The organism is Pantoea sp. paga, from assembly GCF_007558755.1.
In the GTDB taxonomy this organism is placed as follows: domain Bacteria; phylum Pseudomonadota; class Gammaproteobacteria; order Enterobacterales; family Enterobacteriaceae; genus Pantoea; species Pantoea agglomerans.
The window spans coordinates 437,191-454,097 of sequence record NZ_VLTF01000003.1 but is presented as its reverse complement, the minus strand read 5'-3'; the positions used below and the strand labels follow the sequence as shown (position 1 = coordinate 454,097).

Sequence of the window (16,907 nt, the reverse complement as noted above, 5' to 3'; positions counted from 1 at the left end):
TGATTCCTGAAAGGCGATCACTAGCCGGACTGAGTGACAATCATCCCTCTGCCAATGGTCGATTTACTCAGGGAGTTATGCCCTCTGCCTGCTCAGGCAGGCCGGAGTACGATAACGGCATATCGACAGCCGTTAGTCGTTTTATTTCTGAAAACGCAATCAGCCGGATCGCCCAGTTCCAGACAGTCGCCAGCAGCCATCTCATAGGTGCTGGAACCTGCTTCAAAAGTCAGTGTCCCTTCAATTACCCATATCAGCTGGCGTCTTGAAACGTATGATATTGCCGGCATCGGCACGGTGGTATTTGCCGGCAGTTCGACGCTGACCAGATCGACCGGCATCTCGCCCGGTGAAACATGGCGACGCAGATAGCCGGTTTCCGGATCCTGCCACACCGGCTGGTTTTCATGCCTGACCAGCGTTCCGGTTTGCACTTCGGTCTGAGCAAGCAGTTGTGAGATAGTCATATCAAAAGAGCCTGAGAGGCGCGCTAACAGAACCGCCGTCGGGCTGCTCTCCCCACGCTCAATCTTATGGATCATCGCCCGTGAAACGCCTGAGTTATCAGCCAGCTCGGTAAGTGACCAGCCTCGTTTTTCCCTTTCCTGTTTTACTTTCTGACCGATGCGGATGTTCAGGCTGTCTTCTTTGCTGGACTTTTGATCTAACATAATGGATATTTATCATAGTGAACAATTCATCTACTTTAGTAAATTAGCAAAGGGGTGTCCACCATGATTATCCGTGCGGCTGTTGAAGGCGATGCTGAAATCATCGCAGAGATTTATAACGACGCGGTGCTTAACACCACCGCCATCTGGAATGAAAATCGTATTGATGTGGCTAACCGCATCGCGTGGATAAACAGCCGCCAGCAGGCCGGTTTTCCTGTGATTGTGGCGACAGACAATGATGATACCGTGCTGGGATATGCCTCTTATGGTGACTGGCGTCCCTGGGACGGATATCGTCATACGGTTGAGCATTCGGTTTACGTTCATAAAGATGCACGAGGTAAAGGTGCGGGTGCCGCCCTGATGCAGGGGCTTATCCAGCTTGCTCGCGAAGCCGGGAAGCACGTTATGGTGGCGGCGATTGAATCGGAAAATGCGGCATCCATTGCCCTGCATAAAAAACTGGGATTTATTGAGTCCGGCAGAATGACGGAAGTTGGAACTAAGTTTGGACGCTGGCTGGATTTGACATTTTTGCAGCTGCGTCTGGATGACCGTAAACGACCCTGAGATGTCCCTGAAAGGGAATCCATTGATGCTGCTGCCGACCCTCGCCGGGCAGTCCGCTATCTCTGGAAAACGTTTGATTGCTGCAGGCCGTTTAAAGCGAGAAACGAAGCCGCAACGAACCAGGAGATAGCAAATTTGTACGTCAGCCGATATAACAGATTAATAACAATCCATCGCAGAGGACATCATGGCGCTTTCGCACGAATTAATCCTGATCTTCACCACCTACTTTGTCGCTACAGCCAGTCCCGGGCCAAGTAATATGGCGATAATGGGAACGGCAATGAAAAAGGGCAGAGGTGCCGCACTGGCGCTGGCTGCGGGTGTCGTGAGTGGTTCGATGCTCTGGGCGCTGCTCGCCGCCTGCGGTGTGCTGACCGTGCTGGCAACCTTTGCACAGTTGCTGATCGTGTTAAAAATTGGCGGAGGGTTATATCTGTTATGGCTGGCGTTTAAAGCCGGCAAATCTGCGTTACGCCGCACTGAGGCCAGCGATTTTAAAGCCAGCGATGAGCGTGTCGCGTATGGCAGACTGTTTCGTCAGGGTATCCTGATGCATATCGGCAACCCCAAAGCGATTCTTACCTGGGTGGCCATTATGTCGTTTGCACTGAAGCCGGATGTGGTCGCCGCCACGCTGCCGATAATCATCTGCGGCTGTGCGGTGATTTGCGTGGTTGTGTTCGGCGGTTATGCTCTGCTGTTCTCAACCGCCATGATGGGCGCATTCTACCGTCGCATTCGTCGCGGACTCGATGCGCTATTAGCCTGCTGCTTTGCGCTGGCAGGGCTGAAACTGGTATTCAGCCGCAGTTAGTACTGATGAAGGTGTACGAGGGGTTATCCGCTTCTGGCTCAAAACTGCAAAAGATCATGCAATGAGCCGGAGCGGCATTAAAGTGACAGGGAGCCGGTAGCGCTTCAGCAGCCCCTTACCCAAACACCACTATGGTCGCGCAGGTAGTCAGACAAACCAGGAATCTGAGTGAACAGGATGATGAAATGAAAGGCGCATGTCTGTGTGAAACCGTTGTTTTCGAAATATCAGTAACCCCCACGCGCTATTACCGTTGTCACTGTTCTCTGTGCAGAAAACAGAGCGGAACCGGCTATAACCTGGCAACGATCGTAAAAGAGAGTGACTTTAGCTGGGTTTCTGGTGAGAGCCAGATCGCGTCATGGCGCAAACCCACAGGTTATCGCAACGATTTTTGCGCCAGGTGTGGCTCCACAGTGCCTAACCGGTTGCGTGGCAGGCCTTATATCTGGCTTCCGGTTGGTTTACTCAATGAGCCTGCCGATATGCAGTGCACTGGTGATTATTGTACTGATGACGCCATGCCCTGGGACACAATCCGTTCCGAGACAAATCATGCCGGGCCGGTAGATTCGCTGGACTCTCTTCTGACAAGCTTAATGCTTTTTGATTGATGGCCGTGGTGCTTCTTTGTTTTTCAAAAAAGGTTACTGAGTCAGAGCGACCCCATTAACGGAAAACAGACGTTATTCCTGCAGCCTGTATTCATCGATCATTATTCGTTAGCTGTAATCCCCAGTAGTCAGAACAGGCTTTAACATCGCGGGGAGAAGGAAGCAGAATTTTTGGCAGTCTGACCTGGTCGTAAAGCTTTTTATGGTGCTTTCGATTCTGCGGGGCAGTACAGATCATATATTTCAGCATCTCAAGGGTCATCGGCTCTCTGCCAATCTTCAGACCGCCAATACGCGGCGTGGATGAGTAACATCTGCGAATATACCGCAGCAGTGCCACTGTCACTTTTACATCCAGCAGAATTAAGCCGGTGGCACGAGCGAATCGTTCTTCAATGCATTTGGTGTAATTACCCTCCATCACCCATCTTTCCTGACTCACCGCCTCAGCATGCAAATGGAGAAATTCTGCCGGTGCTCTGGGCACCCATTGACTGCCCGGAATATGGTGAAGCTGATCCAGATGAACTGCTGGTAGATCTGTTTTGCGAGCAATGGCCTCAGCTAAGGTCGATTTTCCGCTGTTCGATGGACCCATAATACAAATGCGTAGCCCAAGCGCGTCTAATGGAAGTGCACTATTCACAACGTTTCCTCTGAATTAACCCTGTCTGAAATGGATAAATGCGCGGCTGCCAATAAGCAGACCGCTATGGATGAGTTTGCCGCTGCACTCCACGAGGTGCTGGCTGAAGGCCAGGTGGGCCGTAATCAGTACGATAATTCGGATACCTCGGAAGCCATGGCGCTGACCCTGACGCAGTCTAAGCTCCATAAACTGATAGAAAAATATGTCTCCGGCGATAACCAGAAGCAGGCGAATGAGATTGCTGATGAGATGATAAGCGTCAAAGTCGCCATTCGTGAACGTCAGACGTTGCTGGGAGCACAGGATACGCTGGCGTTAGCCATACGTCATGGAACACGCGACATGCAGGAGAGCGCACGTGACTATCTCAGCCAGGTTAAGAGCGCAACCGCACGGCCACAGGTGGAGCTGGCCGGGATGATGGAAGCCATGAAGTCGGGCCGTGATATGGACTCTGTCTTCAGCACCTTTGCCGATTTGATTCGTGCCACGCCGAATCCTGACAACAAAGCACAGCCCTCCATTGATGGCGCACTCAGTCAACTGGAGGTTTATCGCCAGCAGTGGCAGGCGTTCACTGAAAAATACGCTTCTTAATGTTCTTATGATCCTGCAGGCAGCACCTCCGTCCCGGCGAAGCAATATGCCTGAAAGCGGCGTCTGCAGGATCACCTCCTGACTTTACGCAGTCAGGCGCTGCGCTGAGAGACTGTTAATCCACGCGCTGTCAGCACGCCACCCAGATAGTGACCTTCTGCCAGAAACCGCAGATACCGCTCCGGACAAAAAGCACAGATTACACATTTACAAATTTAAATGTGTAAATATAATGTCGCCTCTTCACACATCAGAGGATTTTTTGTCATGCCGTCACTTTTTACCCCCTTGAGTCTGGGCGACCTTCAGCTTCGTAACCGCATTGTACTGCCGCCGCTGACGCGCTGCCGCAGTGAACAACCGGGCAACATTCCCGGCGAGATGATGGTGGAGTATTACCGCCAGCGTTCCAGCGCGGGTCTGATGATCACCGAAGGCACCCAGATTGAGCCTCGCGGGCAGGGCTATGCATGGACGCCGGGGATCCACAGCGAAGCGCAGATCGCAGGCTGGAAAAAGGTTACAGAGGCAGTACATCAGCAAGGGGCCACGATTTTCTGCCAGCTCTGGCATGTTGGCCGCGTGTCGCATAATGAACTGCAGCCGGGCAAGCAGGCACCCGTTGCCCCTTCAGCCATCGCAGCCGATAACGTCCGGGTATTTATTGAAACCGGGCCAGGCGCCGGCATATTGACCGCACCCAGCGAGCCACGCGCACTGACTACAGCGGAAGTTAAAGAGATCGTAGAGCTTTACCGACGCGCGGCGGAGAATGCCAAAGCGGCCGGTTTCGACGGTGTGGAACTGCATTCCGCCAACGGGTATCTGATTAACCAGTTTATTTCTGAGCACACCAACTTCCGTACGGATGAATATGGCGGCTCTGCTGAGAATCGTCTGCGCTTCCTGCGTGAAGTCGTTGAGGGAGTCAGCTCAGTATTTGGCAGCCACCGCGTTGGCGTCAGATTTGCTCCTCTGTTTACCAGTACCGACGAAGAGCGCGTCTATCTCGGCCTGGTTGAAAGTGATCCACACGCGACCTACATCCGCGCAGCAGCACTGCTGAACGAGCTGGAAGTTGGCTATCTCTCCATTGCTGAAGCCGACTGGGACAACAGTCCGGAGATGCCAGAGAGCTTCCGTGTCGCGCTGCGGGAAACATTCCGCTCTCCGATCATCTATTCGGGTCGCTACACGGCTGAAAAAGCGCAGCATGTGCTGGAAAAAGGCTGGGGCGACCTGTTTGGTTTTGGCCGCTCATTCATCGCTAATCCCGATTTGCCCGCTCGGATTAAAACAGGATATCCGCTGAATGAGGTCGATCACGCCTCCCTGTATGGCGGCACTGAGAAAGGCTATACTGACTATCCATTTTACCCATCCTGATATTCTGTGAGGCGGCATGTCCCCCGAAAATGCCCTGAAGTTACTGTCCAACCCGACCAGAGTGGCAGTGCTGAAGTGGCTTAAAAATCCTGACGAAGCGTTTGCGGGCTATACCCAGCTCTATCCCTTCGATCAGTATGGCGTCTGTGCCAGCCTCATACAGGACAAGGCGGGCTTATCACAGCCCGCCACCTCGTTATGCCTGAAAGCACTTCACAATGCGGGGCTGGTTGAAGCCAGCAAAGTCGGGAAATGGACTTACTATCGCCGTGCCGAACCGCGCATTCGTGAAATAACCGATGCAGTAACCCAATCGCTGCAGGCGCTTTAAAAGCGACGGCGTACAGGGTAATGTAGATGTCAGCGCCATCCTTCTGAGGGTGACTTCACCGAACGCATTAACTCAGGGTCAGAAAATGTTTATGTCAGTTCAGTCTTTCACAACCGTCACCACCACCACCGCCCCTGGCGGCGGCGTGAGCGACTCTGTGACAGACACCTGACACAACTGATTCTCACTCCCCGCCGAACCGGACGGGGAGCTGTTCTCCGTTCTTAAAACTGAATGGAGACAGGTCTTGGTTACATCTGAAAGTGCACTTTTAATTATCGATATGCAGCAGGGCCTTTTTAATGGTCCCGAGGCTCCCTTTGCCGCAAATTCGATTTTGTCGAACATCTCACTTCTCATTACTAAAGCCCGGGATTCTGCCGTCCCCCTCTTTTTCGCACGCCATATCGGCCCGGATGATTCCCCTTTTAACGAGCAAAGCCCGCTGACGCGCCTGATCCCGGAATTGCAGGTTAACCCGCAGAGTGATGTCGTCTTCACCAAAAGATATCCCAGCTGTTTCAGGGATACTGGCCTGCAGCTTCAGCTGAGGCAAAAGGGCATTAAACAACTGGTGATTGCGGGGATGAAAACGGAGTTCTGTGTTGATACCACCTGTCGGGCAGCCCCTGAGCTGGGTTTTAACGTCGTACTGATTTCCGATGCGCACACGACCGTCGATAATCCCCATCTCTCTGCGGAGAAGATTATTGCGCATCACAACCAGACGCTGGCGGGACCCTTTGTGACGCTGGCAACGGCCACTGACTGGCATTTCGGTTCTGCCGGTTAAGTCAGATTTTCTGACCCGGTTCCATGCAGTCTGCTTGACGAAGCTGTCTGCTTAACTTACAACTAAACCCGTCAGGGGAGTCTCGCCAGAGAGACTGAGAGGCTAATAGCGCACCGCGCGGCTTAGCGACCCTTAGAACCTGACCCAGTTGATACTGGCGTAGGAAGACGGGTATCTCATCAGATACTTGCCGCAGGGGCGCATTCGCGACGTTCCTGCCTTTTCCCTCTGTATCACGGGTCTTCGTTAACTGATAACGAGGCCAAATTGAAAAATCTCATCCTGAATCTTTCTTTTCCTGTCCGGTGGATACCATGAGCCGCTGGTCGGTGCTAGGCAGCGGCGTTGCCGGGCTTTGTGTCGCCACGCTGCTGCTGGAGCGGGGAGAAACCGTCGAAGTCATTACTCAGCCTGACTGCCGTGCGGCCTCGCACTGGGCGGGCGGCATGCTCGCGCCCTGGTGTGAAGCAGAAAGCGCACCGCCACAGGTGATCGAATGGGGCCAGCACGCGGCCAGCTGGTGGGCGAAACGTGTTGATGGCGTGGAACAGCAGGGCACGCTGGTAGTTGCCCCGCCGCGTGACAGCCGCGAACTCACGCGCTTCGCCAGCATGACGCAGCAGCATCAGTGGGTCTCTCCCGGTGACATTGAACCCGCGCTGGAAAACCGCTTTGCCCGCGGCCTGTTTTTCGCCGCAGAGGCGCATCTCGATCCGCGCCGCGCCTTGCAGCAACTGCGCGACAAACTGCAACAGGCTGGCGTCCCCGTTCACAGCGGTAAACCCGGCGGCAAAATCATCGACTGCCGTGGTATCCACGCCACCGATCGGCAGCCAGCCCTGCGCGCCGTGCGGGGCGAAATGATGATCCTGCACACATCCGACGTACAACTCTCCCGTCCTGTCCGGCTGCTGCACCCGCGCTTTCCCTGCTATCTGGTGCCGCGCGCCGGAGGCCACTTCATGCTGGGTGCCACCATGGTGGAAAGCCACGACAGCAGCCCGATCAGCGCCAGGGCGATGATGGAATTGCTCAGCGCCGCTTACAGCCTGCATCCGGCGCTGGCCGAAGCGCGGATCGTGGAGAGCGGCACCGGTCTGCGTCCTGCTTACCGGCAGAACCTGCCGGAAGTCCTCTACGAAAATGGCCGTTTCTCACTTAACGGCCTCTACCGCCACGGCTTTTTGCTGGCCCCGATCATGGCTGAAAAACTTATGCTGCAACTGACTCAGGAGATAACTCATGCGCGTTGAACTGAATGGACGCACGATTGAAACCAGCGCAACGACGCTGGCGGAGCTTATGGCGGAGCAGCAGATCGATCCGCGGACCGTCGCCACCGCGCTGAACGGGGAGTTTGTACCGCGTAGCCGCTATACCAGCCAGCAACTTGAGGCGGGCAACCAGCTCGAAATCCTGTCACCGATGCAGGGAGGTTAACTATGTTCTATCAATTTACTCCGCAATCCCGATTTCTGCTTGGCACGGCCGGTTATCCGTCACCGGACATTCTGCATCAGGCGATCAACGCGTCTGGCGCGGAGATTATTACCGTCAGCCTGCGGCGGGAAGGCAGTGAAGGCGGCGCTTTCCGCACGCTGCTGCAACAGCTCAACAAACGTATTCTGCCGAATACGGCGGGCTGCCACACGGTGAAAGAGGCGGTGACGACGGCGCAGATGGCGCGCGAACTGTTCGACACACCGTGGATCAAGCTGGAAGTGATTGGCCATGCCGACACGCTGCAGCCCGATCCTTTTGCGCTGGTTGAAGCTGCGCGAATTCTCTGCGCTGACGGGTTCCAGGTGTTTCCCTACACCACGGAAGATCTGATTGTCGGCGAAAAGTTGCTGGAAGCGGGCTGTGAAGTGCTGATGCCCTGGGGCGCGCCGATCGGCTCCGGCCAGGGGCTGCGGAATATCGAGGGACTGCGCGCTATGCGTGCGTGGTTTAAAGATGTGCCGCTGATTATTGATGCGGGCATTGGCGCACCTGGCCAGGCGGCTCAGGCGATGGAGATGGGTTTTGATGGCGTGCTGCTCAACACGGCGGTGGCAAAAGCGCGCGATCCGGTGCGCATGGCCGGTGCCTTTGCTGCTGCGATCCACGGTGGACACGAGGCGTTTCAGGCGGGATTGATGGAGCAGCGCGACATGGCGTCTGCTTCTACGCCCATTTTTGGTCTGGCACAATTCAGTTAAGGAGCAGCGATGGAGCGTTATCAGCGACAGACGATGTTGCCAGAGATCGGTGAAGCGGGGCAGCAGCGGCTGAGCAGGGCAAGGGTGCTGGTCGTGGGAACGGGCGGGCTTAGTGCAACGTTGCTGCCGTTACTGGCAGGCGCGGGTGTGGGATTTATCCGTCTTTACGATGGCGATCGGGTTGAACTGCACAACCTCCACCGGCAGACGCTGTTTGGCGTCGACGATGTGGGTCAGCAGAAAGTATTTTGCGCTCAGCGTGCGCTGGCGCAGCGCAATCCTGACTGCCACGTTGAGGCGCATCCATACGCGCTAAGCGCCAGTCAACTGCCGCAGGCGCTGGAAGGAATCGAGCTGGTGGTGGATGCGGCGGATAACTTCGCTATGACTTATCAGCTCTCCGACGCCTGTTATCCGGCAGGCCTGCCGCTGATCTGCGCCTCGGTGCTGGGACGCAAAGGCTATGTTGGCGGATTCTGCGGCGGTGCGCCTGGCTATCGCGCGCTGTTCCCGCAGTTGCCCACGGCCTCGGGTAACTGCAATACGGCAGGCGTAATGGGACCGGCGGTAGCAACGCTGGGCGCAATGCAGGCGCAGATGGCGCTGAGCGTATTGTTAAAACTGACGCCATCGCCGCTCGGCTGCATGATCCACTGTGACTTTGTTGACTGGCATATCAGGCAGTTTCGTTTTGATGACGCACCTGAACCTGACGCGCCCGGCACGCCCTTTATCGATCGGGCCATGCTCATGGAGGATGATTGCATAGTGGAGTTGCGCAGCCTGGAAGAGGCACCGGTCAGTGTGGCCGATCGGGTGGTGCGGATTCTGCCGCAGCAGATAGCGGACTGGCAGCCGCCGGTCGATCAGCGTGTGGTACTGGTGTGTGCCAGTGGCATGCGCGCAGCCCAGGCGGCTGAGAACCTCGCCGCGCGGGGGATTACGCGGCTGGCGCTGGTGGCGGCAAACACGCTGTAGCGTGCCGGTTTAGACTACCTCAACCAGCTGGAACGTCTCGAAGATCAGCTCCATTTCGCTGTGAAAATAGCCTTCACGCTCGAAGTAGCGCTGATGTTCCTGACGCCAGTGGTCGAGGCTCAGATCGCCTTCACCCTCCAGCATCGCCATCTCGGGCGTCACGCGGTCAAAGCGCGTCAGGAACAAGCCGGTGGTGCGGATCACGCAGACGGGTTGCTGTTCGCCGTTGAGAACAATGCTGTAACCGCCCGGTTGAGGCAATGCTTCCTGATCCTGCCAGCTCCGCAACGACCCGCAGGTGGCCACTTTCTTACCGGCAATAATCAGCGTTGCGAGCTCGCTGGCTAATTCCGGGGAGTCACCGAATGCATCTGTGAAGGCACCCGGATATTTGTCCTGCAGTTGTTGCAGTGTCATCGTCATCAGCAAATCCTCAATGAATTGGGCGTGCGGGCCCGGCGTAACGTCAGGTTATCGCCATGCAGGCCAGCGGTGCCGTTAAGATGAACAGCGGCAGCGGCTGTATTCCCACCGTCTGCTGCTGATAGCGGTACAGCTTACCCGGCCTCCACATAGGAAAACAGGCTTAATTATCAGGATATTGAGTTAACACGTGAGTGAGGTCGCAAAGGAGAGAGTCAGTCTGGCGCGGCCAGGCACAGCCGCGCACTAAGATTAACGAATCAGAAAGCTTGCCCAGTGCGCTATATCGTCACCGCTGCTGATTTCGGGCTGTACCAGACCGTTAACCATAAAAGTCGGTGAAACGTGAATACCGTTCTGACGCGCATACTTGCAGTGCCATTTAATGGCTTTCTGCAGGTCGGGCTGATCAAATGCGGCGCTGGCATCCACGCCGCTGACCTCTTTCAGGCGGGCGAGGATCTGATTCGGCGTGGCATCGCGGTTCGGACCGGTACAGTGATCGGTGAACTCAAACTCTTCACGGTGATCGGCTACCGCCTGCATGACCTTTTTCGCGGTCTCTTTACTTTCGCAGGCGGCGGCAAGGATATAGTGCACTATCAGCCCGGAATAGAGGTGCCACGGCTGTGATTGCAGACGGATCTTCAGGGTGATGTTCTCTTCACCCGCGTGCGCCAGTAACGCGTCGAATTTATTGAAGGCGCGCACCGAAAAAGGACAGGTGGGTTCCAGAAAGACTTCAAAGATCTCAGGGCCGTGGCCCCATACCAGTACATCAGCGTGCTGACTCATCGACAACTCCTTGAACATTAACGAGACGGGAAACCTGTTTACCCTGGCAAATCCCTCTGACATCAGCCAGTTAAGAATCAGCTGTAATTGTTACAAAAAACAGCAATCAGCTGATGAGTCGCGTGTAATACGCGACAGGCAGGTCCATTAGTCGTTAGAATTACAAACTTTGGCATTTTCAACTGCTGGCACGGCGTAGCCGCCCATGTACAGCTATAGTTGTCAGCAGTGTGCAATCTTTTGCAGGATACAGCCATTTAAGCTGCTTCACTGCTGTTTGTTTGCCCGGAGCTGATAAGCGTTAGAAGAGGTTAATTTTGCATACCGATCTCACCTGGAAAACTCTCCATCACGTCATCAATCAGACGATCTCTGACATGCTTGACGAGCAGCAGACCATTGATGTGTTATCACTGCGCGCCCGGCTGCATGAACTGGCTGAAAAAGAGGAGGATGAGGTCATGCTGCTCTGTTACTGGCAGGCGAGCAAAATTCTGATGCGATTACCTACGACCGTCACCGCCAGTCAGTTAATGACCGCGGCACGCCACGCTTTTCGTACTCCCATAGGTCACGATTTGCTTTGAGCTGACTGGCTCGCGGCATCAGTGAAAATCACGCAAGTCGAAAACCTGGTGTGGCTGATGATGTAAAACCCGATGTGAGCCGCTGCTAATCACCGCTGAGAACTTCCACTATCGCATAATTTCCCCGGCGGCCAACTTATATATTCGCATTCTGGAATAGTTATATATTTAAGGTTTATATTAAGTGCCTTCTTAGTAAAAATATTATTTTCAATAAATAATTTTTCACCTTCTTAAACTGATGTGGATCAAGGAAGGCTGCTAATGTATATCTTTTGTGTAAGAACCTAAACGTCTCGTTTAATTTTTATATAGCCGTGAGAGGCTAATATAGCAGCAACATAATAAACCTCGGGTTGTTATGTTGGCGCATTTCTGTAAATGCATATTTATCCATCAGGTGACTAATTACAGCCACTTTGCATGTATTAAAAAGAGACAGGTTTGATGAATATCAGAAAACATATTCTGCCCGTGGCACTGGCTGGACTTATGGTGTCCGGATCAGCATTAGCAACGCCTGCTGATGGCCCATCACCGATTACTCCTAATCCGGGAGCAGCAGCCGGTACAAAGGGTGCCGGTGGTGAAGTGAAATTTACCGGCGAAATTACCGATGTTTCCTGTGACGTTTCTACCGCCAGTAAAAACCAGAGCGTTGATTTAGGTAAATGGGCGAAATCGTATTTCGAAAGCCGTAACGAAACTACGGAAACGCCATTCACTATCTCTGTGAAGGATTGTCCTTCATCAGTTAAAACGGTGGCTGTCCTGTTTGATGGCGACAAAGATAGCGGTGACAACTCCCTGCTGAAAGTTACCAGCGGTGGCGCGTCCGGCGTGGGAATTAAACTTTATGAAGCTGACCGCAGCACGCCAATTGCGATTGGATCTGTCTCCAAAGCAGTCAACGTGGTGGCGGCTGAAGAGGGAGGTTCTGCCGACTTAAATTTCTTTGCCGATTATAAAAGCGATGGTGCGCCAATTGCCGTCGGTGCTGCCAACTCAGTCTCTAACTTTGTGATGATTTATAACTGATTAATAGCAGGGGTAACCCTGCTTCCCCTCCGAAATATCAATGGCACAAATATCTATGTTTAAGGTAATAAGACTTATTTCACTCTTTTCTGCGTGCATGCTGAGCATGGCTGCCCATGCGGGTGTGGTAATGGGAGGGACGCGTATTATTTTTGTGGAAGGAAAAAAGGAGGCAACACTTTCAGTCACCAATCAGGATAAAAATACGCCGTATCTGGTTGAATCCTGGATAGAGAACTTTGATCAAAATAATCATTCCCGGGGACCATTTATTGTTACGCCACCGCTATTCCGGCTTGATGCGGAAAAAGAGAATCTGTTAAGGATTAATTATCTGGGGATGCCCCTGCCGAAAGATCGTGAATCGGTGTTCTGGCTGAATGTGAAATCTATCTCACCGACGCCACGCGAGAAAAGTAACCAGCTTCAGGTCAATATTAAATCGAAATTTAAGCTTTTTTATCGGCCAAAAGGATTGCCGGGTAATCCGGCTGATGCCTGGCAGCAACTCTCATTCCGCCATGAAGGCAATCAGCTGATTGTGCATAACCCAACGCCTTACTTTGTCTCATTTTATTCGCTCAGCGTTAATCATCACGAGATACAGGATCCTGGCATGATTGGCCCTGGAGAAGATCGGCACTGGTGCGTCGCTGATTCCGGCGCAGTGACCTGGTCTGCAATCAACGACTATGGCGGCATTACCGAACAACGTACGCGCTAGTTGTTATTTGTAATTTATTTTGTTTTAAACCCGGGACCATCATCAGTGAAAGTTGATCAGCACGCTCAGAGAGGAAACAGAAGGTACGCAAAGCCGCTTTATGCCTCTCCCTGGTTAATGCTGATTTTGTTCTGCCCGCCACGTGGTGCTCGCGCGGATGACTATTTTGACCCGGCGGCGCTGGAATTTTCATCCGATCAACATCACGCCACCGATCTCCACTATTTTGCTCGTGAGGGCGGACAGCAACCCGGCACGTATCATGTCACGCTGTTGCTCAACAACAGAGTTATTGATAGCCGGGATGTCAGCTTCGTGCAGGGCAGAGCCGGGCTGGTTCCGCAACTGACGGTGGCAGAGCTGGCCGCGATGGGGGTGAACGTCAACGGTTTTTCCGCGCTCACCCATCTGAAAAGAGATGAGGCCATCGAAGAGTTAGGCGATTTCATTCCCGAAGCATCGACCCACTTTGATTTCGCATATCAGCAGTTAAACCTTTCAATTCCACAAATCGCGCTGATGGTGAAAGATCGCGATTATGTCGATCCTGCACGCTGGGATGAGGGTGTATCGGCTGCTTTTGTGAACTATACCCTTTCTGGCAGCAGCAGCCGCAATCAGCGTGACCGCTGGAACTCGACGCTACTCAGCCTGCGCAGCGGGGCCAATCTTGGTGCATGGCGGCTGCGTAACACGTCCACATGGCGCTACGATCAGGTCAGTCAATGGCAGTCTCAAACCACCTTTCTGGAGCGGGATCTTAAGGCACTGAAAAGCCAGTTTCGGGTAGGAGATACCTATACGACCGGCGAAGTTTTTGACAGCGTGCAGTTTCGCGGTATGCAGATCATGTCTGATGACACCATGCTTCCGGAAAGCCAGCGCGGCTTCGCCCCGTTGATCCACGGCATCGCCCATAGCAATGCGCGGGTAACGGTAAGCCAGCATGGCTATGTGATTTATGAAACCGTGGTCGCACCCGGCGCGTTCGAAATCAAAGATCTCTATCCCACGTCCCAGAGCGGTGACCTCGACATCACTATCCATGAAAGTGATGGTTCAGTGCGCTCCTTCACTCAGCCTTACTCTGCCGTGCCTTATATGCTGCGTCAGGGGCATCTGAAATACAGCGTCAGTGGCGGTCGTTATCATTACTCAGGCAGCAGCAACCTGCGTACGCCTGAATTTTTGCAATCCACACTGTTCTACGGACTGCCACATGACTTTACCGCCTTTGGTGGCCTGCAGGTTGCGCAAAACTATCACGCAGTGGCGGCGGGCCTGGGTAAAAGCCTGGGTGATTTTGGCTCGCTGGGAACCGATTTGACTCTGGCAAAAACCCGTATGCCTGAAGGACAAAGCCGGAGTGGTCAGTCGCTGCGTGCGCAATATCAGAAAAATTTTGCCTCCACCAATACCTCTTTCAGCATGGCAAGCTATCGCTACTCCTCCAGCGGTTTTTACGCCTTCAGCGAGGCCAATGCGATGACCAGTCCGGCAAGCTATGTGGCAAATAAACGCAGTCGCTCAGAAATTTCAGTCTCTCAGGGTATCGGTGATTATGGCAGCCTCAGTGCCTCCGCGTATGTTCAGCGCTACTGGCGATCAGACAATGAAGATCGCACATTACATCTGGGCTTCTACAGCAATTACAAAGCCATTTCCTGGGGTGTCGCCTGGTTTTACACCGACTCGACCAGTGCCCGTAAAGCTGATCGCGCGGTCTCTTTTAATGTCTCCATCCCCTTCAGCGCGCTGCTGCCAGACAGCTCCGTCAGCTACAGCATGAATGCCACCAATGATGGCGATGTGTCTCAGCAGGTCAGTCTTTCGGGCAGCGCGTTGCAGGACGATAACCTGCACTACAACCTGCAACAGGGCCATGACAGTCAGGGACAGAACGTGAACAGCAACGGCTCGCTGGACTATCGCGGCAGTCGCGGCAGCGTCAGTGTCGGGGTCAGTCACGATCGACACAGCAGCCAGTTTAACTATGGCCTGTCGGGTGGGATCGTCGCGCATGAACACGGCATTACTTTGAGCCAGCCGCTGGGCGATACCTTCGCGATTGTTAGGGTACCGGATACGGCAGATGTGGGCATCCAGAGCGGCAGCAAAGTGGTCACTGATGGCCGCGGATATGCGATTGTGCCTTCACTCTCGCCCTACCAGGAAAACGCTATCGAACTGGAAACGGATACGCTGCCCGACAACGTTGACGTCGAACTGGATGGGCAAAAGGCTATCCCTACGCGTGGAGCGATTGTGATGGCGGACTATGCCACCCACGTAGGTAACAGGGTGCTGTTCACCCTTACCTGGCACAACACATTTCCGCCCTTCGGTGCGGCTGGCCAGGTCGCACTTGCCGCCGCGGGTAAACAGAGCAGTACCAGCGGCATCGTGGCCGAAAAAGGAGAACTTTATCTGAGCGGTGTACCGGCTAAGGGCGTCATCGTGGTGAGCTGGCAGGATGAGGGAGGGCAGAAAAGCTGTCACGCACCATTCCGTCTGCCAGCAGCCACCGGTACTAATCCGGTCAGACTGGTCTCTGCGGTTTGTCAGTAATGCACAGGAAGTTAAGATGAAATCAGTTCAGCGACTAATGACAGGGATCATAGTGATGATCCCGGCGCTGGTTTGTTTGCAGGCGCTGGGGCAGGAGTCCTGTCAGGGTATCAGTCAGGTTGTGGTACAGGTGCAAAACGTCAACTATGTGCCGGGCGCAGCCGATGGCACGGCCATCTCGGCGCAGATGCCTCTGCAAAGCAGTAATGCCTTTACCTGTAATAAAAACAGCGGTGAGCAGGGCTATAACTACAAGGATCTGGGGTTTGAGATTAACGCCGAAGAGTCCGGCTTACAGACGAATATTGCGGGCGGTCATAATACGCCAATATATCGTGTGCCGGGAGTAGACAGCATCGGATTCGCTATCGGTTTCAGGGAGCCCTCCTGGTGCGCCGGTACCTTCTCTGATACCAGCGGCAAGGGCAAAATTAGCTCGATCTGTAATTCCCAGACCGGCCCACAGTTGAATTCTGCACATGACATTACACTTCAGTCCTATGTGGTATTCTATAAAATCCCGGGCCAGCAATCGCCGCTTAATCCAGGCAATCAACCGGCCAATGTCGGTGAGGTGAATATTGGCAATGCCAGCTTAAAGGTGGGGGATAGTGCAGCCAGTAGTCAGCCGATCAATGATAAGCCGCAGATCTTCCTCTCCAGCTTTACCGTGCAATATGGCAGCTGTGCCGTTGTCACCTCCCGGTCCGTGATTAATGTGGAGATGGGAAAAGTGAGTAAGGCAGAGTTTAGCGGTATCGGTAGCCGGGCGGGAAGTGAAAAAGGTTTTCAGATTCAGGTGATGTGTGAACACAGTGCAGCGGTTAAAGTGGGCTTCTTCGGTATGACTACTGCGGGTGATAAGGATGCCCTTAGCCTGACGCCACAGAGCAACTCTGCTTCAGGTGTGGGCATTGCCCTGACCTATGGGTCGGGCCTGCAGGTTCCTGAAGGCCAGCGGGTCCCTCTGAATGTGCCGACCGATCAACTGCCGGTGCTGACGACGATCTCCTCACCCAATCAGACGAAGTCGATGGCGTTTAACGCGCAATATATTCAGACCGACGGGCAGGTTATGGCGGGCAAAGCGGACAGCACAGTGACCTTTAACCTGGTTTATAACTAGGTTGTTCAGACTGTGCATTACAGGTGGCAACGGTGT

Annotated in this window: 20 protein-coding genes and 1 riboswitch; of the genes, 16 read left to right on the top strand and 4 right to left on the bottom strand. The window is 53.9% G+C overall.

The genetic code is table 11. The features are described from left to right. Window positions 1-92: 92 nt before the first annotated feature. Window positions 93-671 (bottom strand): XRE family transcriptional regulator, encoded by a 579-nt coding sequence (locus FOV68_RS11975; RefSeq protein WP_143990936.1) that lies wholly within the window; start codon window positions 669-671, stop codon window positions 93-95. Window positions 672-734: 63 nt separating this feature from the next. On the opposite strand from FOV68_RS11975, the gene FOV68_RS11970 reads away from it, so the two are divergent. From FOV68_RS11970 to FOV68_RS11960, 3 genes are all read left to right on the top strand, one after another. Further along, entirely contained in the window at window positions 735-1,244 is a 510-nt protein-coding gene (locus FOV68_RS11970) for a GNAT family N-acetyltransferase (protein ID WP_031593401.1), read from the top strand. A 187-nt stretch (window positions 1,245-1,431) separates the two neighbouring features. Beyond that, window positions 1,432-2,061, top strand: a complete 630-nt coding sequence (locus tag FOV68_RS11965; protein WP_010247507.1) for a LysE family translocator — start codon at window positions 1,432-1,434, stop codon at window positions 2,059-2,061. Window positions 2,062-2,246: 185 nt separating this feature from the next. Next, window positions 2,247-2,675: a GFA family protein gene (locus tag FOV68_RS11960; RefSeq protein WP_143990935.1), complete on the top strand. Its 429-nt coding sequence runs from the start codon at window positions 2,247-2,249 to the stop codon at window positions 2,673-2,675. Window positions 2,676-2,766: 91 nt separating this feature from the next. On the opposite strand, the gene FOV68_RS24385 is transcribed toward FOV68_RS11960, so the two are convergent. Beyond that, a complete protein-coding gene (locus FOV68_RS24385) occupies window positions 2,767-3,321 on the bottom strand; it encodes an AAA family ATPase (RefSeq protein WP_255473676.1) in 555 nt (184 codons plus the stop codon). A gap of 66 nt (window positions 3,322-3,387) precedes the next feature. On the opposite strand from FOV68_RS24385, the gene FOV68_RS11950 reads away from it, so the two are divergent. From FOV68_RS11950 to FOV68_RS11915, 8 genes are all read left to right on the top strand, one after another. Beyond that, the gene (locus FOV68_RS11950) at window positions 3,388-3,921 is read left to right on the top strand and encodes a hypothetical protein (protein WP_255473675.1); all 534 of its coding nucleotides are present in this window, start codon (window positions 3,388-3,390) and stop codon (window positions 3,919-3,921) included. A 267-nt stretch (window positions 3,922-4,188) separates the two neighbouring features. Further along, a complete protein-coding gene (locus FOV68_RS11945) occupies window positions 4,189-5,307 on the top strand; it encodes an alkene reductase (protein ID WP_143990933.1) in 1,119 nt (372 codons plus the stop codon). A 16-nt stretch (window positions 5,308-5,323) separates the two neighbouring features. After that, on the top strand, window positions 5,324-5,638 hold the full coding sequence (locus FOV68_RS11940) for a helix-turn-helix transcriptional regulator (protein ID WP_010247494.1): 315 nt from the start codon (window positions 5,324-5,326) through the stop codon (window positions 5,636-5,638). A 247-nt stretch (window positions 5,639-5,885) separates the two neighbouring features. Beyond that, on the top strand, window positions 5,886-6,431 hold the full coding sequence (locus FOV68_RS11935) for a cysteine hydrolase family protein (protein WP_143990932.1): 546 nt from the start codon (window positions 5,886-5,888) through the stop codon (window positions 6,429-6,431). 63 nt (window positions 6,432-6,494) lie between these two features. Further along, window positions 6,495-6,614: riboswitch (TPP riboswitch) on the top strand. 131 nt (window positions 6,615-6,745) lie between these two features. Continuing rightward, window positions 6,746-7,684 carry an FAD-dependent oxidoreductase gene (locus tag FOV68_RS11930; RefSeq protein ID WP_143990931.1) on the top strand — a complete coding sequence of 313 codons (939 nt, stop codon included), beginning with the start codon at window positions 6,746-6,748 and terminating at the stop codon, window positions 7,682-7,684. Next, window positions 7,674-7,871 carry a sulfur carrier protein ThiS gene (gene thiS, locus FOV68_RS11925; protein ID WP_031593393.1) on the top strand — a complete coding sequence of 66 codons (198 nt, stop codon included), beginning with the start codon at window positions 7,674-7,676 and terminating at the stop codon, window positions 7,869-7,871. Before FOV68_RS11930 ends, thiS begins: the two co-directional genes overlap by 11 nt. A gap of 2 nt (window positions 7,872-7,873) precedes the next feature. After that, window positions 7,874-8,632, top strand: a complete 759-nt coding sequence (locus tag FOV68_RS11920; protein WP_010247482.1) for a thiazole synthase — start codon at window positions 7,874-7,876, stop codon at window positions 8,630-8,632. 9 nt (window positions 8,633-8,641) lie between these two features. Further along, window positions 8,642-9,610, top strand: coding sequence for a HesA/MoeB/ThiF family protein (locus FOV68_RS11915; protein WP_143990930.1), 969 nt, complete (start codon window positions 8,642-8,644; stop codon window positions 9,608-9,610). 9 nt (window positions 9,611-9,619) lie between these two features. Here FOV68_RS11915 and FOV68_RS11910 read toward each other — a convergent pair whose 3' ends face one another. After that, on the bottom strand, window positions 9,620-10,033 hold the full coding sequence (locus FOV68_RS11910) for an ASCH domain-containing protein (RefSeq protein WP_010247476.1): 414 nt from the start codon (window positions 10,031-10,033) through the stop codon (window positions 9,620-9,622). Window positions 10,034-10,285: 252 nt separating this feature from the next. Next, entirely contained in the window at window positions 10,286-10,828 is a 543-nt protein-coding gene (locus FOV68_RS11905) for a thioredoxin domain-containing protein (RefSeq protein WP_143990929.1), read from the bottom strand. A 317-nt stretch (window positions 10,829-11,145) separates the two neighbouring features. On the opposite strand from FOV68_RS11905, the gene FOV68_RS11900 reads away from it, so the two are divergent. From FOV68_RS11900 to FOV68_RS11880, 5 genes are all read left to right on the top strand, one after another. After that, window positions 11,146-11,415, top strand: coding sequence for a hypothetical protein (locus FOV68_RS11900; RefSeq protein ID WP_031593389.1), 270 nt, complete (start codon window positions 11,146-11,148; stop codon window positions 11,413-11,415). A 447-nt stretch (window positions 11,416-11,862) separates the two neighbouring features. Further along, the gene (locus FOV68_RS11895; protein WP_143990928.1) at window positions 11,863-12,453 is read left to right on the top strand and encodes a fimbrial protein; all 591 of its coding nucleotides are present in this window, start codon (window positions 11,863-11,865) and stop codon (window positions 12,451-12,453) included. 55 nt (window positions 12,454-12,508) lie between these two features. After that, window positions 12,509-13,177, top strand: a complete 669-nt coding sequence (locus tag FOV68_RS11890) for a molecular chaperone (RefSeq protein ID WP_143990927.1) — start codon at window positions 12,509-12,511, stop codon at window positions 13,175-13,177. Between the two features lie 117 nt (window positions 13,178-13,294). Then, window positions 13,295-15,745, top strand: a complete 2,451-nt coding sequence (locus FOV68_RS11885) for a fimbria/pilus outer membrane usher protein (RefSeq protein ID WP_255473674.1) — start codon at window positions 13,295-13,297, stop codon at window positions 15,743-15,745. Between the two features lie 16 nt (window positions 15,746-15,761). Next, entirely contained in the window at window positions 15,762-16,871 is a 1,110-nt protein-coding gene (locus tag FOV68_RS11880) for a fimbrial protein (RefSeq protein WP_143990926.1), read from the top strand. Window positions 16,872-16,907: the final 36 nt, after the last annotated feature.

Excerpts from the sequence above, each read along its gene's own strand:
- FOV68_RS11975 (WP_143990936.1), bottom strand. The coding sequence starts at position 671 with ATGTTAGATCAAAAGTCCAGCAAAGAAGACAGCCTGAACATCCGCATC.
- FOV68_RS11970 (WP_031593401.1), top strand. The coding sequence starts at position 735 with ATGATTATCCGTGCGGCTGTTGAAGGCGATGCTGAAATCATCGCAGAG.
- FOV68_RS11965 (WP_010247507.1), top strand. The coding sequence starts at position 1,432 with ATGGCGCTTTCGCACGAATTAATCCTGATCTTCACCACCTACTTTGTC.
- FOV68_RS11960 (WP_143990935.1), top strand. The coding sequence starts at position 2,247 with ATGAAAGGCGCATGTCTGTGTGAAACCGTTGTTTTCGAAATATCAGTA.
- FOV68_RS11950 (WP_255473675.1), top strand. The coding sequence starts at position 3,388 with ATGGATGAGTTTGCCGCTGCACTCCACGAGGTGCTGGCTGAAGGCCAG.
- FOV68_RS11945 (WP_143990933.1), top strand. The coding sequence starts at position 4,189 with ATGCCGTCACTTTTTACCCCCTTGAGTCTGGGCGACCTTCAGCTTCGT.
- FOV68_RS11940 (WP_010247494.1), top strand. The coding sequence starts at position 5,324 with ATGTCCCCCGAAAATGCCCTGAAGTTACTGTCCAACCCGACCAGAGTG.
- FOV68_RS11930 (WP_143990931.1), top strand. The coding sequence starts at position 6,746 with ATGAGCCGCTGGTCGGTGCTAGGCAGCGGCGTTGCCGGGCTTTGTGTC.
- thiS (WP_031593393.1), top strand. The coding sequence starts at position 7,674 with ATGCGCGTTGAACTGAATGGACGCACGATTGAAACCAGCGCAACGACG.
- FOV68_RS11920 (WP_010247482.1), top strand. The coding sequence starts at position 7,874 with ATGTTCTATCAATTTACTCCGCAATCCCGATTTCTGCTTGGCACGGCC.
- FOV68_RS11915 (WP_143990930.1), top strand. The coding sequence starts at position 8,642 with ATGGAGCGTTATCAGCGACAGACGATGTTGCCAGAGATCGGTGAAGCG.
- FOV68_RS11910 (WP_010247476.1), bottom strand. The coding sequence starts at position 10,033 with ATGACGATGACACTGCAACAACTGCAGGACAAATATCCGGGTGCCTTC.
- FOV68_RS11905 (WP_143990929.1), bottom strand. The coding sequence starts at position 10,828 with ATGAGTCAGCACGCTGATGTACTGGTATGGGGCCACGGCCCTGAGATC.
- FOV68_RS11895 (WP_143990928.1), top strand. The coding sequence starts at position 11,863 with ATGAATATCAGAAAACATATTCTGCCCGTGGCACTGGCTGGACTTATG.
- FOV68_RS11890 (WP_143990927.1), top strand. The coding sequence starts at position 12,509 with ATGTTTAAGGTAATAAGACTTATTTCACTCTTTTCTGCGTGCATGCTG.
- FOV68_RS11885 (WP_255473674.1), top strand. The coding sequence starts at position 13,295 with ATGCTGATTTTGTTCTGCCCGCCACGTGGTGCTCGCGCGGATGACTAT.
- FOV68_RS11880 (WP_143990926.1), top strand. The coding sequence starts at position 15,762 with ATGAAATCAGTTCAGCGACTAATGACAGGGATCATAGTGATGATCCCG.